We start from the raw sequence: 13,958 nt of genomic DNA on the forward strand, positions 1-13,958 counted from the left end.
CCCCGGCGGCCACGATCACCGCCGGTAGGCGCCGAACGTCCTCAAGGGCACGAGCGTCTCGTCGTCGGACCACGATCCGTGGTGACCGACCATGGTTCCCGGAGCACCACCGCGATCTCGTCCGTCGTAGTAGGCGACGCCCCGCCGGGCGGCGACGATCACGTCGCCGATGCGGGGCAGGACCGCCGGGTCCACGGCCCCGAACCAACCGGCGTCGACGGCCTCCGACCGGGACAACACCCAGGCTCGGTCGCCTTCGGCTGCTCGCCACGCGTCGAGCACCGCATCCCGGCGGCCCTCGTCGGCATCGGGCTCGAGGTGCAGTTGCAGGCAGCGGGGCTCCCCCGCCACGTGCCTCACCCCGTCGACCAGGGCGGGCATGCCCCCGAAGACGATGCGCCTCCGTTCGGCCACGTCGACGATGCCGTGGTCGGCCGTGACGATCACCCCGACGTCGGGCGCGACCGAGGCCTCCAGCCTCCGGACCTCGCCGTCGACGCCTTCGAGGGCATCGATCCATTCGTCCGATTCCCAGCCGGCACGGTGAGCGATCATGTCGAGCTCGGGGACGTAGAGGTACACCAAGGAGGCGCGGGTCGAGTCGACGAGCATCGCCGCGGTCGCGAAGCGGTCGGCCACGCTCTCCGCCACGTCGTAGGTGGCGCCCCGGAGGATGGCCTCGGTCAGGCCGGACGATCGGTAGCGCTTGGGGCCGACGGCGTGGGACTCCACGTCGGTGGCCGTCTCGAACAGCGTGGGACGCCGCTGCCACTCGTCGGGCCGCATGCGATCGTCCCACCCCGAGAGCTGCTTCACCACTCGATCGTTCTCGGGGTCGAGGGCCGAGTAGCCGACGAGGCCGTGCTCGCCGGGGAGCACCCCGGTCGTCAGCGTCGTGAGCGCCGCGGCGGTGGTCGTGGGCCACCCGGACCACAGGCTGCCCTTCACCCCCGACAACGTCCGGGCGTGGCCCCGACGGGCGCCGAGGGCCGCCTGGCCGAGACCGTCCACCAGGACGACCACCGCGGCCCGCGCGGCGGGCAGGCGGAGCGCGTTCGGCTCGCCCCGCAGGGACGCGAGACTCGAGGGCACCACGTCGGCCAGGCTCACGGCCCCTCTGGGGCGCGCCGGTACGATGGAGGACACCGGCCCCAGTCTGGCACAGCGACGATCGGGTGCCCCGTCCACCCCGATCCGTGAGAAGTGCATGACCACCACCGAGAACACGAGCAGCTCCGACCACGGCGAACGCATCGAGGACATCGACGTCTCGCTCGAGATGCAGGGGTCGTTCCTCGAGTACGCGTACTCGGTCATCTACTCCCGAGCGCTGCCCGACGCCCGGGACGGCCTCAAGCCCGTCCAGCGTCGCATCCTCTACCAGATGTCCGAGATGGGCCTCCGGCCCGACCGGGGCCACGTCAAGAGCGCGCGCGTCGTCGGTGAGGTCATGGGCAAGCTCCACCCGCACGGCGACACCGCGATCTACGACGCCATGGTCCGTCAGGCGCAGCCCTTCACCATGCGGGTGCCGCTCATCGACGGGCACGGCAACTTCGGCTCGCTCGACGACGGGCCGGCCGCACCGCGGTACACCGAGGCCCGTCTCGCCGAGGCGTCGCTGGCCATGACCCAGGGACTCGGCGAGGACGTCGTCGACTTCGTCCCCAACTACGACAACCAGTTGATGCAGCCCGAGGTGCTTCCGGCAGCCTTCCCGAACCTGCTCGTGAACGGTGCGAGCGGCATCGCGGTGGGCATGGCGACCAACATGGCGCCCCACAACCTCGTCGAGGTCGTCGGTGCCGCCCGGCACCTGATCGACCACCCCGACGCCAGCCTGGACGACCTGATGGCGTTCGTGCCGGGTCCCGACCTGCCGACCGGCGGCACGATCGCCGGGCTGGCCGGGGTCCGCGACGCCTACGCCACGGGTCGAGGCAGCTTCAAGACCCGGGCGCGGGTCGGCGTCGAGAGCATCACCGCACGGAAGAACGGTCTCGTGGTCACCGAGCTGCCGTACCTCGTGGGGCCCGAGAAGGTGATCGAGAAGATCAAGGACGGGGTGCAGGCGAAGAAGCTCACCGGCATCACGGACGTCACCGACCTGACCGACCACAAGCACGGTCTCCGTCTCGTGATCGGCATCAAGACGGGTTTCAGCCCCGAGGCGGTCCTCGAGCAGCTCTATCGCTACACCCCGCTCGAAGACGGCTTCAGCATCAACAACGTCGCCCTGGTCGAGGGGCAGCCGCGGACCCTCGGCCTGAAGGAGATGCTCGAGGTCTACGTCGCGCACCGCCTCTCGGTCGTCACACGTCGCAGCCGCTACCGGCTGGCCAAGAAAGAGGACCGCCTCCATCTCGTCGAGGGCCTCCTCGTCGCCATCGTCGACATCGACGAGGTCATCCAGGTGATCCGGACGAGCGACGACACGCCTGCCGCCCGGGCACGCCTGCGCGAGGTCTTCGACCTCAGCGAGATCCAGGCCGAGTACATCCTCGACCTGCAGCTGCGCCGACTCACCAAGTTCAGCCGCATCGAACTCGAAGCCGAGCGCGACGAGCTGCTCGCGGCCATCGCCGACCTCAAGGACCTCCTGGCCGACCCCGCCCGCCTCCGGGCCCTCGTCTCGAGCGAACTCGCCGACATCGCCGAGCAGTTCGGCACGCCGCGTCGGACCCTGCTCACGGAGGCCAAGGCGAGCGTCGCGACGACCGGTCGCGGCAGCAGGTCGGCACCGGTGCTCGAGATCGCCGACACCCCGACCCGGGTGTTCCTCTCGACGACGGGCCGCGTCCTGCGGGTGGACCACCTCGACCCCGACTCCGCGGCCCCCACTCCCCCGACCCGGCGCACGAAGCACGACGCCGTCCTCTCGTCGATCGACACGACGACGCGGACCGAGATCGGCGCCGTGACGAACCTCGGCCGCCTCGTCCGGTTCACCCCCGTCGACCTCCCGTCCGTGCCGCCCACGTCCGTCCAGCTGGGTGCGGGGGTGCCCATCCGGGACTACATCGGCGTGGTCGACAAGAAGGAGCGCGTGCTCGGGCTCGTCTCGCTGACCGCCGACCGGAGCATCGCGCTCGGCACGGCCCGCGGGGTCGTCAAACGGGTCGCGACCGGCCAGTACCCCGCCCGACCCGACTTCCCGGTCATCACCCTGAAGAAGGGCGACCAGGTCGTCGGCGTCGCCCAAGGGGTCGACGAGGACGAACTCGTCTTCGTCACGTCCGCCACGCAGTTGCTCCGGTTCACCGCCTCCGCGGTCAGACCGCAGGGGCCCGCGGGCGGCGGGGTGGCCGGCATCAACCTTCCGGACGACGCGACCGTGATCTTCTTCGGTGCCGTGCCCGCGGGCCGCGAGGCCGTCGTCGCGACGGTCTCGTCGAGCAGCTCGACGATCGCCGGCACCGACCCCGGACGTGCCAAGCTCAGCGCGTTCGACGAGTACCCGGGCAAGGGGCGTGCCACGGGCGGCGTCCGGTCCCATTCGTTGCTGAAGGGCGAGGACGCCCTGTCGCTGGCCTGGGTCGGCCCGGCTCCCGCTCAGGCGGTCGGGCCGGACGGTTCGGTCCGCACTCTGCCCGCCGAGCTCTCACGCCGTGACGGATCGGGCACGCCCCTGGACGCGCCCGTGGGCTCGGTCGGCGCCTCGGTGGCACACATCGCCGATTCGGCCACCGGCCTCGAGGCAGGTGCCGAACCGGACGAGTGACCCCTCGACGGACCGACCGAGGCGGCGGCCTCGACGTCGAGACAGGGCGTCCTCGTTCTCGGTGACGGCCTGATCAGGACTCAGACGTCGATGCGGTCCCGGCTGAGACCGGCGCCGTCGATGATGAACTCCTTGCGAGGAGCCACGTCGTTGCCCATCAGCAGTTCGAAGACGCGGGCGGCGTTCTCGGCGTCGTCGACCTTGACGCGCCGCAGCATGCGGTTCTGGCGTTCCATCGTCGTGGTGCGGAGCTGTTCGGCGTCCATCTCGCCGAGTCCCTTGTACCGCTGGATGGGGTCCTGGAACTTCTTGTTCGTGCGCTTGAGCCCTGCGAGGACACCGTGCAGCTCTTTCTCGGAGTACGTGTAGATCGTCTCGTTCGGCTTGCTGCCGGGGTGCATCACGACCACTCGGTGCAGAGGGGGGACGGCCGCGAAGACGCGACCGGCTTCGATCATCGGTCTCATGTACCGAAAGAACAGCGTCAGCAGCAGCGTCCGGATGTGGGCACCGTCCACGTCGGCGTCGCTCATGATGATGACCTTGCCGTAGCGGGCCGCCTCGAGATCGAAGGACCGTCCGGACCCGGCTCCCAGCACCTGGATGATGGAGGCGCACTCGAGGTTCGAGAGCATGTCGCTGACCGAGGCCTTCTGCACGTTCAGGATCTTGCCGCGGATGGGCAGGAGTGCCTGGAACTCGCTGTTCCGGGCGACCTTGGCCGTGCCCAGCGCGGAGTCCCCTTCGACGATGAACAGCTCGCTGTTCGCCACGTCGTTCGACCGGCAGTCGACCAGTTTGGCCGGCAGGGTCGAGTTCTCCAGGGCGTTCTTGCGACGCTGGGTCTCTTTGTGCGCCCGTGCGGCGATGCGGGTCTTCATCTCGGCGACGACCTTGTCGAGCACGAGGGCGGTCTGCGCCTTGTCTTCTCGCCGGGTCGACGTGAACAACGCGCCCAACTCGTTCGCCACGACGTTCGCGACGATCGCGCGGACGGCCGGTGTGCCCAGGATCTCTTTCGTCTGGCCCTCGAATTGCGGCTCGGGCAGGCGCACCGTCAGGACCGCCGTCAGACCGGCCAGGACGTCGTCCTTCTCGATCTTGTCGGTGCCCACCTTGAGGCGACGGGCGTTGGCCTCGACCTGCTGCCGCACGAACTTGAGCAGCCCGGCCTCGAAACCGGTCTGGTGCGATCCGCCCTTCGGCGTCGCGATGATGTTGACGTAGCTGCGGAAGACCGTCTCGTACCCCCCGCCCCAGCGCAGGGCGATGTCGACGTCGCACTGGCGTTCGAGTTCGGTGGCGATCATGGCACCACCGTCGGTGAGCACGGGTACCGTCTCGGTGTAGGTGCCCGACCCGGTCAGACGCCACGTGTCGGTCACGGCGGTGTCGGGAGCGAGGAACTCGACGTATTCGCTGATGCCTCCGTCGAAGCGGAAGGTGCTCTCGAGGGGGAAGCCGCCGTCCGTGAGCGAACCCACGCGTTCGTCGCGCAGGGTCAACGTCAGCCCCGGGATGAGGAAGGCCGTCTGCCGGGCCCTGGCCGACAGCTCATCCGTCTGGAACGAGGCCCCTCGGGTGAAGATCTGGCGATCGGCCCAGTAACGCACCCGGGTGCCGGTGACGCCACGCTTGGTCTTGCCCACTTCTCGGAGCACGCTGCCGGACACGAAGGGGGTGAACGGTGAATCGGGGGTGGGTTCGTCGACGTCCTCGAAGGTGCCGGGTTCACCGCGTCGGAACGACATGGCGTACGTCTTGCCGCCCCGGTCGACCTCGACGTCGAGCCTCTCGGACAGTGCGTTGACGACGGAGGCACCGACGCCGTGGAGGCCGCCGGACGACGTGTAGGACCCGCCGCCGAACTTCCCGCCGGCGTGGAGCTTCGTGAACACGACCTCGACACCGCTCAGACCCGTCTTGGGTTCGATGTCGACGGGCACCCCGCGTCCGCTGTCGCGGACCTCGACGCTGTCGTCGGGGTGCAGAACGACGTCGATGGTGTCGCCGTGCCCGCCCAGCGCCTCGTCGACCGAGTTGTCGATGATCTCCCACAGACAGTGCATCAGGCCCCGGGAGTCGGTCGACCCGATGTACATGCCGGGGCGTTTGCGCACGGCCTCGAGGCCTTCGAGCACCGAGAGGTGCCGGGCCGAGTAGTCGGAGGCGGGGGCGGACGAGGTGGGGGGCATTGTTCTCCTGAGGGGCCCGCCGCCATCTCTCGACGACGGGAATGCGGGGAGGCGGTGACCGCGTTACAGCCTACCGAGGGCCGCCGACACGGCAGTCCCGACACTCGACCGGCCCCTCGCCGCTACGCGATGAGCGAAATCCGGTGCCGATGGCACGCGATACCGACGTCGGCGTGTTTTGATGAGTGTCTCACCCACCGCACCACCGTCAGGAGGAGCATCACATGACTCAGATGGCCACCGACCAGACCGCCGTCGACGAGCTCGGCTCCCGTTACCAGTTGAGCGCCGCGGACCGCTGCGACAGCTGCGGAGCCCAGGCCTACATCCGCGCGACCATGGCCACCGGCGAACTGCTCTTCTGCGCCCACCACGGCGCGAAGTTCAAGGAGAAGCTGCAGCCCACCGCCATCGAGTGGCTCGACGAGAGTTCGAAGCTCCTCGCCCACTGAGACGCCGCGCCTCCCCGGACCACAGCCCGGGCCGGCGGTACGACGAAGGCCCCGCATCCGATCGATGCGGGGCCTTCGTCGTGTCTGCGGACCGACGTCGTCACATGGCCTTGAACGAACGCTCGAGGTTGTCGGCGATGACCTTCTGCGACGCGGCGGCGTACTCGTCGAGCTTCGCGTGCCCGGGGCCTGCCGAGTAGGAGATCATCCGGCGGCTCAGGGCGACGCGGAGCACCCGGTCGGTGAGGGCGGGGTTGAGCGGCAGGACCGGGCCCTTCAGCTGCGTGCCGAAGGAGACCCCGCGTCGGACGCCCTCGCGCCCGTCACCGTTCCCGCCTCCGTGGACGACGGTCCCGAAGGGCTCCGCGTCCACGCCGAGTTCGAGATGCGCGGCATGATCCTCGAAACCGAAGAGGGTGACCTCGTCGCCCTGGTAGTCGGTCGTCACCTGCAGGTAGTTCGTCCGTCGCGGAGCCCCGCGGCGGACCACGGCGTCGAAGAAACCGACTCCCTCGACCGTCGCCCCGTCGACGTCCTCGACGCCCCGACTGAGGAGCTCGAGACCGCCCCCCACCGCCACGACCGGCACCCCGGACGCCGCGAACGACTTGAGCGTCGGCGCGAGGCGGCGAGCGTCGGCGGCGACGGCTCGCACGCCGGACAGGGGGCCGTGCCCCACGACGACCACGTCGGCGACGGTCGGCACGTCGTCGCCCACGCGGTACTCGAGCACGCGGCTGTCGATCCCGGCCCGGTTCGCGCGCACCGAGAGCGACGTCACGTTGCCCCGATCGCCGCTCACGCCGAGCTCTTCCGGGTAGAGGTGGACGATTCGGAGGACGTCGTCGCTCACGCGGTCTTCTCCAGGTCGGGGTGGCCGAGGATGCGACGGGCCAGCATCATCTGCTCGTAGTTCGTCACGAAGTGCTTCGTCTTGTCGCTCGGGGACGGAAGGGCTCGCATCAGACGGATGGCCTTCGAGATGTCTTCTTCGATCACGTGGACCGGGATGCCCTCGTGCTCGAGCCTCAAGGCCAACTGCCAGGCCTTCGCGCCGGCGAGGACGTCGACGTGGTCGAGGTGCGAGAAATCGATGTCGTAGATCCACGAGATGTCGGGCGTGCCCTCGTCGATGGCCAACATGACCTGCTCGACGCCCTGCGGGAGTGCGTCGAGGTTCATCTGGAGGCTCGCCGCGTTCTTGAACATGATGAACTCGGCTTCGTCGGCGCCGAGGGACATGCGCTCACCACGGCCGTAGGCCGGCTTCATGCTCTCGAACGCCCGCCGGACGGCGGCCGGGTCGACCGGGTGCCCCAGGACGACCGAGGCCGTCTGGAGCGCCGCTGCCGCGTCGACCGCGTAGTGGAGACCACGGGCCGGCAGCCGGACGTCGATCGGAGTGCCCGAGACCGTGATGGTGGCACCGGTGCCCGTGAGTGCGGTCACCTCGGTCTCCGCGGTCAACGAGGAGTCGGCCTCACGCCTGAAGTCGTGCGCGTTCTGCAGGCCGTTGGGTGACGCGGAGACGACCTCGGAGGAAGCGCCGAACCGGGTCACCGTCTGGCGACCGACCGGCTGGTAGGGGCCGAGGTGCTGGTCGTCGCGGTTCGTGACGACCGCGACCGTCGCCTCGGCGGCGGTGTCGGTCATCATCGTGCCGACCCGCTCGGTCTCGAAGAACCGGTACAACTGGTCGACCTGCACGTTGAGCATGAGCACCGTGGAGGGGTGCAGGGACTTCGTCAACTCGACCGCGAAGGCCTCGTCGACCTCGATGACCCCGATGTCGTCACGGACGCGACCGAAGGGCGTCACCTCACGGAGGAAGGCCGACGCGATGCCCTGCGGGAGGTTGGCACCCGTGGGGTTCGTGAACACCTTCAACCCGTGGGCACGAAGCGTCTCGGTGAGCATCATCGTGGTCGTCGACTTGCCGTTCGACCCGAGCACGAACACGACGCCGCGATCGAACTGGGACGACACATGGGTGAGGAAGTCGGGCGCGAGCTTCAGGACCGTCTGCCCCGGGTACGCCGACCCGCCACCACGCAACCGGGCGACCGCCCGGACGAGACGGCCGGCCAGCACGGGGACCAGGTAACGCACGGGCCTACTCGAGGTAGTCGCGGAGCGACTGTGAACGCGACGGGTGGCGAAGTTTCGCCATCGTCTTGGACTCGATCTGGCGGATGCGCTCGCGCGTCACGCCGAACGTGTCACCGATCTGGTCGAGGGTCTTCGGCATGCCGTCACCGAGCCCGAAGCGCATGCGGATGACACCGGCCTCGCGCTCGGACAGGCTGTCGAGCAGCGATTCGAGCTGTTTCTGCAGCATCGTGAACCCGACGGCGTCGGCCGGCACGACGGCCTCGGTGTCCTCGATGAGGTCGCCGAACTCGCTGTCGCCGTCCTCACCCAGGGGCGTGTGGAGCGAGATGGGCTCGCGGCCGTACTTCTGGACCTCGACGACCTTCTCGGGCGTCATGTCGAGTTCACGCGAGAGCTCTTCGGGCGTGGGCTCGCGTCCCAGGTCTTGCAGCATCTGACGCTGGACACGGGCGAGCTTGTTGATGACCTCGACCATGTGCACCGGGATGCGGATGGTGCGAGCCTGGTCCGCCATGGCCCGCGTGATGGCCTGACGGATCCACCAGGTGGCGTAGGTGGAGAACTTGAAGCCCTTGGTGTAGTCGAACTTCTCGACGGCGCGGATCAAGCCGAGGTTTCCCTCTTGGATCAGGTCGAGGAACTGCATGCCACGGCCCGTGTAACGCTTGGCGAGGCTGACCACGAGTCGGAGGTTGGCACCGAGCAGGTGGCTCTTGGCCCGCTGACCGTCGCGCGACACCCAGCGCAGCTCACGCTCGAGCTCGCGGCTCAGGCCGGTGCTGTTCGCGAGCTTGTCGTCGGCGAAGAGACCCGCCTCGATCCGCATGGCGAGCTCGACCTCTTCGGCCGCGTTCAACAGGGCGACCTTGCCGATCTGCTTCAGGTAGTCCTTGACGGGGTCGGCCGTCGCACCCGTGATCGTCGTCGAGTAGACGGGCATCTCGTCGTCGTCGTCCTGCGAGATGACGAGCGCGCCGGTGGGGAGGATCTCGGGGACGGGCTTGGCGCCCTCGCCGTCCGCGTCGTCGGCGGCAGCCGGGTCGACCGCGGCCTCGGCGTCGACCTCGTCGTCGGCGGGTTCGGCTGCGGCGGCCTTCTTGGCCGCGGCGGTCTTGGCCGGAGCCTTCGTCGCCGCCTTCTTGGCGGGAGCCCTCTTGGCCGGCGCCTTCTTGGCGGGAGGAGCCGTGGTCTCGGCCTCGACGGCCGTGTCGTCGGTCACGGCCTCGTCGGGGGCCGTGGTCGCCTTGCTTCGTGTAGCCATGCGAACACCTTTCAGTTCTCGGTACGTTCCGGACCGGACGCGATCGTCGCGTTCACGTGCGCCGGTGGGGACGTCGACCGGCACTGGGCGTCGGCCGAATTCGGGCAGTACTAGGACCCATGTCAAGTCCTCGATCGAATGCGCGTCGACGACGTCGACGCGGTAACTCGATCGATGGACATGAACGGGTCCGTATCCCATTATTGCACGTCCGACCGGTGCCGAGCGACAAGGGCGACCTCAGGCGGTCGGTCCCCTCCGGGCCCGGGTGCGTGCGGCATGCCATCTCTTGTTGAGGGCAACCCAGAGCGGCGCCACCTCTATTCCTTCCTCCAGCCGCAGGCCCCGGCGGGTGCGCCGACGCTCGACGAGCAGAGCCACCACGCCACCGCCGATCACCACGTACTGCACGAGCAGCGCGATGCGGAACGACTCGAACGCGAAGAGGTCGCTCGGCTGGCCCGAGGCGATGCGGGCGGCATCGAGTCGATCGAGCACGACGCCGATGAGGAACATCATCACGAAGCTCGCCAGGAAGCCACCGACGTTGACCACCCCGTTGGCCACGCCGAGGCTGCGAAGCGGGTTGAAGGTCCGCGCGAAGTCGAAGCCGATCAGGGAACCGGGCCCGCCCACTCCGAGCACGACCACGAGCACGTAGGCGAGCCAGTGCGGGGGTATCCCCGGCCACGCGAGCAGCGTCGTCCAGACCACGGCCAGCACCGTGACGATGCCGAGGACCAGGTTGGAGCGTCGCATCGGGTACCGGGCGACCAGCACCCCGAGGACCGGCCCCGCCACGACACCGGACAGCACGAGGAGGGAGAGCATGCCCGAGGCCTCGGCGGTCGTGAAGCCCAGACCGCCCACCAACAGGGGGACGCCCCACAGCAGGCTGAAGACCGTGCCCGACGACTGCGTCACGAAGTGCGACCAGAACCCCAGCCGGGTCCCGGGACGCCGGACGCTCTGTCCGAGCTGTCGCCCCGCGTCGGCCCAACTGACGACCGTCTCGGAGCGGACGCGACCGGTCGGCGACTCCTTGACGACCATGAGCACCACCACGGCGGCCACGACCGACAACGCCGCCGCGCTGAGGAAGGCCGGGCCCCACCCCGCCCCGTGCAGGACGATCGACAGCGGCACGGCCGACAGCACCTGACCCAGTTGTCCGACGTTGCCGGTCCACTGCGACACCTGCGGCAGGATCGGACCACGGAACCACGAGGGCAGCAGACGGATCACCGAGATGAAGGTCATCGCGTCGCCGGCGCCGACGAGCACGCGGCCCACGACGGCCACGCCGATCGTCGGGGGCGAGAGCGCCACGACCAGCTGGCCCGCCGCCAGCATGACGGCCCCTGCGACGATGAGCCTCTTGGGCCCCACCCGGTCGAGCAGGACGCCGACCGGGATCTGCAGCCCGGCGTAGACGACGAGTTGGACGACGGCCAGGGTCGACAGGCTGGAGGCGGAGACGCCGAAGAGCTGCTGGGCCTCGACGCCCGAGACGCCAAGTGACGACCGCTGCAGGACGGCGACGACGTAGGCGAAGACGGCGGCGCCCCAGACGAGCCAGGCGCGTGCGGAGTTCACCCCGTGACCCTAGCCGACCGGGCGCCGGACGCCGGCCCGCGCCTCCTGCGTCCGCGGATCGGAACGGACCCGGGAGGTGCGGTGCCGGTCAGGCGCGGTCGTCGCCCTCGCCGTCGACCCGCCGGGTGGCGAGGAACTTCTCGAGTTCGGCCGCCAGTGCGTCGGCAGTGGGCACCTGGCCGTCCTGGTCGGTCAACGGCGACGGCAGCGGGTTTCCCTGCATGTAGGTGTCGTGACGTTCCTCGAGCGTGGCGACCAGGCGGGAGAGCTCGTGGTTGCCGGCGACCTGCTCGTCGACCTTGACCATGAAGTCACGACCCTCTTCGCGGAGGCGGTCGGTCGGGAAGATCAGCCCCGTGGCGGCACTGATGCTCGACAGCGCCGCCACGGCGGCGTCGGGGAACTCGGTGTCGGCGAGGTAGTGCGGGACGAGCAGGACGAAGCCCGCCGTGGGGTGACCCGTCTCGCCGAGCCGGTGTTCGACGAGGTGCAGAGCGTTGGCTGGGGCCTGGGTCACGGGCTTCCAGACGGACATCGCCTCGACCAGGTCGGACCGGTTGCCGCTGACCGTCACGCCGATGGGACGGGTGTGGGGCACGGGCATCGGGATCGAGTGCACCCAGGTCGTGGTCGAGACGCGGTAGCGCTCGACGAGCTGCACGACGGCCGCGGTGAAGCGCTGCCACTGGAAGTCGGGTTCGAAGCCCGCCAGGAGGAGGAACCGCTGACCGAGGTCGTCGTGGACGAGGTAGAGGGAGAGGGTCGACGGCTCGATCTCGGAGATGTGGTCCTGGTCGAACGTGAAGGTCGGGCGACGGGCCCGGTAGTCGAGGAGCTCGTCGGCGTCGAACGTCGCCACGAGGGTGTGGTCGAGGGTGTCGAGGACGTACTCCGCGAGCTGGCTCACCGCCGAGCCCGCGTCGGCGAACCCGGTGAGTCCGGCGACGAGCGGGAGGCCCTCGGGCACGCCGTCGGCGTCGGGGGTGAAGTCGTAGAGAGCTGCGGGGTCGTGCATGGTCTCCATGCTAGGCACCGGTCGTCGCCAGGAGGGCCCGCGACCACGTGCCGAGAGCGAACACCACGGTGGATACGATGGATGGATGACCGTCGCCACCCTCTCCGTCCTGTCGTCCGATCCGATCACCGCCGAGGCCGACGTCCTCGTCGTCGGAGTGGTGAAGGGGGCCGACGGTCCCGAGCCGACCCTCGAGGTCCCGGGGCTCGCCGAGTCCTTCGCCGCCCTCGGTGTGACGGGCGCCCGGGACGAACTCGTCAAGGTCCCCGCGTCCGGCGTCACGGCCACCATCGTGGCGCTGGTCGGCCTGGGCGACGCCGTCACGGCCGAGAGCCTGCGCTACGCCGCCGGCTCGGCCGTCCGTCAGCTCACGGCCGTCGACCGGGTCGTCCTGGCCCTGCCCGTGGGCGACGCCGCCGACGCACTGGCCGCCCTCGAGGGCGCCGCGATCGCCTCGTACGAGTTCGACGCGTTCCGGCACTCCTCGGCGTCCGACACCCGTCGACACGCTCGCGACATCGCCCTCGCGACGGCCACGGAGGTCCAAGAGTCCGTCCTCGACCGTGCCGCCGTGGTGGCCGAGGCGGTGCACACCGTCCGTGACCTCGCCACGACTCCCCCGCAGCAGATGTACCCCCAGGCACTCGCCGACTTCGCCGTCGCGCACGCGTCGGACGACGCCCTCTCGGTGACCGTGCTCGACGAGGACGGCCTCCGTGACGGCGGGTACGGGGGCATCCTCGGCGTCGGTCAGGGCTCGAGCCGCGGTCCCCGACTCGTCAAGGTCGAGTACTCCCCCGCCGGAGCCGCCAAGCACCTCGCCCTGGTCGGCAAGGGCATCACGTACGACACGGGCGGGTTGTCCCTCAAGCCCGCCGGGAGCATGCTCGGCATGAAGGACGACATGACGGGGGCCGCCACGGTCCTCGCCGTGACGGTGGCCGTGGCCAAGCTGCGGCTCCCCGTGCGGCTGACCGCCTGGCTCTGCATCGCCGAGAACATGCCGAGCGGCACGGCGATCCGACCCGACGACGTCCTCACCATCAAGGGCGGCACGACCGTCGAGGTGACGAACACCGACGCCGAGGGCCGCCTGGTCATGGCGGACGGGTTGGTCGCGGCGAGCGACGAGCAGCCCGACGCCATCGTCGACGTGGCCACCCTCACGGGTGCCCAGGTCGTCGCCCTGGGCATGCGATACGTCGGCGTCATGGGCAACGACGACCTCGCGTCCGAGATCGTGTCGCTCGCCGACGCGGCCGGAGAGACCTTCTGGCGCATGCCGCTGGCCTCCGAACTCCGCGCGCGCCTGAACTCCGACGTGGCCGACCTCGTGAACGCGACCCCGGGCAACACGGCCGCAGGCATGCTGCTCGCCGGCGTCTTCCTCAACGAGTTCGTCGGCTCGCGGGAGGGCACGACGACGCCGATCCCCTGGGCCCACCTCGACATCGCCGGTCCGTCCAACAACAAGGGCGGCGGATACGGCTACACGGCCAAGGGCTCGACGGGCGTGACCGTCCGTACCCTGATCGAGCTGGCCGACAAGTTTTCTGCTGCGTAGTAGGGTCGAGGGGGCGGGAGAAACCCGCTGAGATCGGTCCCC

Annotated in this window: 10 protein-coding genes; 3 read left to right on the forward strand and 7 right to left on the reverse strand. The window is 69.7% G+C overall.

Translation table 11 applies throughout. From position 1 onward, the window contains the following. Window positions 1-15 precede the first annotated feature (15 nt). Window positions 16-1,110, reverse strand: a complete 1,095-nt coding sequence (locus OVA02_RS09815; protein ID WP_235452488.1) for an alkaline phosphatase family protein — start codon at window positions 1,108-1,110, stop codon at window positions 16-18. A 97-nt stretch (window positions 1,111-1,207) separates the two neighbouring features. On the opposite strand from OVA02_RS09815, the gene OVA02_RS09820 reads away from it, so the two are divergent. Continuing rightward, on the forward strand, window positions 1,208-3,721 hold the full coding sequence (locus OVA02_RS09820) for a DNA gyrase/topoisomerase IV subunit A (RefSeq protein WP_192123588.1): 2,514 nt from the start codon (window positions 1,208-1,210) through the stop codon (window positions 3,719-3,721). Between the two features lie 80 nt (window positions 3,722-3,801). On the opposite strand, the gene OVA02_RS09825 is transcribed toward OVA02_RS09820, so the two are convergent. Beyond that, a complete protein-coding gene (locus tag OVA02_RS09825) occupies window positions 3,802-5,916 on the reverse strand; it encodes a DNA gyrase/topoisomerase IV subunit B (RefSeq protein WP_056045466.1) in 2,115 nt (704 codons plus the stop codon). Between the two features lie 224 nt (window positions 5,917-6,140). On the opposite strand from OVA02_RS09825, the gene OVA02_RS09830 reads away from it, so the two are divergent. Continuing rightward, window positions 6,141-6,368 carry a DUF7455 domain-containing protein gene (locus OVA02_RS09830; RefSeq protein WP_043592677.1) on the forward strand — a complete coding sequence of 76 codons (228 nt, stop codon included), beginning with the start codon at window positions 6,141-6,143 and terminating at the stop codon, window positions 6,366-6,368. 100 nt (window positions 6,369-6,468) lie between these two features. Here the strand turns inward: OVA02_RS09830 and OVA02_RS09835 are convergent, their stop codons facing one another. The 5 genes from OVA02_RS09835 to OVA02_RS09855 form a co-directional block, all read right to left on the reverse strand. Further along, window positions 6,469-7,221 (reverse strand): hypothetical protein, encoded by a 753-nt coding sequence (locus tag OVA02_RS09835; RefSeq protein WP_056045471.1) that lies wholly within the window; start codon window positions 7,219-7,221, stop codon window positions 6,469-6,471. Next, on the reverse strand, window positions 7,218-8,477 hold the full coding sequence (locus tag OVA02_RS09840) for a MurT ligase domain-containing protein (protein ID WP_056045474.1): 1,260 nt from the start codon (window positions 8,475-8,477) through the stop codon (window positions 7,218-7,220). The genes OVA02_RS09835 and OVA02_RS09840 overlap by 4 nt, the downstream gene beginning before the upstream one ends. 4 nt (window positions 8,478-8,481) lie before the next feature. Further along, window positions 8,482-9,741: an RNA polymerase sigma factor gene (locus OVA02_RS09845; RefSeq protein ID WP_056047486.1), complete on the reverse strand. Its 1,260-nt coding sequence runs from the start codon at window positions 9,739-9,741 to the stop codon at window positions 8,482-8,484. 240 nt (window positions 9,742-9,981) lie between these two features. Next, a complete protein-coding gene (locus tag OVA02_RS09850; RefSeq protein ID WP_056045476.1) occupies window positions 9,982-11,337 on the reverse strand; it encodes an MFS transporter in 1,356 nt (451 codons plus the stop codon). 88 nt (window positions 11,338-11,425) lie between these two features. Next, entirely contained in the window at window positions 11,426-12,352 is a 927-nt protein-coding gene (locus OVA02_RS09855) for a proteasome assembly chaperone family protein (protein WP_056047489.1), read from the reverse strand. An 85-nt stretch (window positions 12,353-12,437) separates the two neighbouring features. On the opposite strand from OVA02_RS09855, the gene OVA02_RS09860 reads away from it, so the two are divergent. Beyond that, a complete protein-coding gene (locus tag OVA02_RS09860; RefSeq protein ID WP_056045479.1) occupies window positions 12,438-13,916 on the forward strand; it encodes a leucyl aminopeptidase in 1,479 nt (492 codons plus the stop codon). The last annotated feature ends 42 nt before the right edge of the window (window positions 13,917-13,958 follow it).

The organism is Frigoribacterium sp. SL97, assembly GCF_026625765.1.
Classification (GTDB): domain Bacteria; phylum Actinomycetota; class Actinomycetes; order Actinomycetales; family Microbacteriaceae; genus Frigoribacterium.

What these genes read in the sequence shown, in the direction of transcription:
- OVA02_RS09820 (WP_192123588.1), top strand. Translation starts at nt 1,208, where the DNA reads ATGACCACCACCGAGAACACGAGCAGCTCCGACCACGGCGAACGCATC.
- OVA02_RS09825 (WP_056045466.1), bottom strand. Translation starts at nt 5,916, where the DNA reads ATGCCCCCCACCTCGTCCGCCCCCGCCTCCGACTACTCGGCCCGGCAC.
- OVA02_RS09830 (WP_043592677.1), top strand. Translation starts at nt 6,141, where the DNA reads ATGACTCAGATGGCCACCGACCAGACCGCCGTCGACGAGCTCGGCTCC.
- OVA02_RS09845 (WP_056047486.1), bottom strand. Translation starts at nt 9,741, where the DNA reads ATGGCTACACGAAGCAAGGCGACCACGGCCCCCGACGAGGCCGTGACC.
- OVA02_RS09855 (WP_056047489.1), bottom strand. Translation starts at nt 12,352, where the DNA reads ATGCACGACCCCGCAGCTCTCTACGACTTCACCCCCGACGCCGACGGC.
- OVA02_RS09860 (WP_056045479.1), top strand. Translation starts at nt 12,438, where the DNA reads ATGACCGTCGCCACCCTCTCCGTCCTGTCGTCCGATCCGATCACCGCC.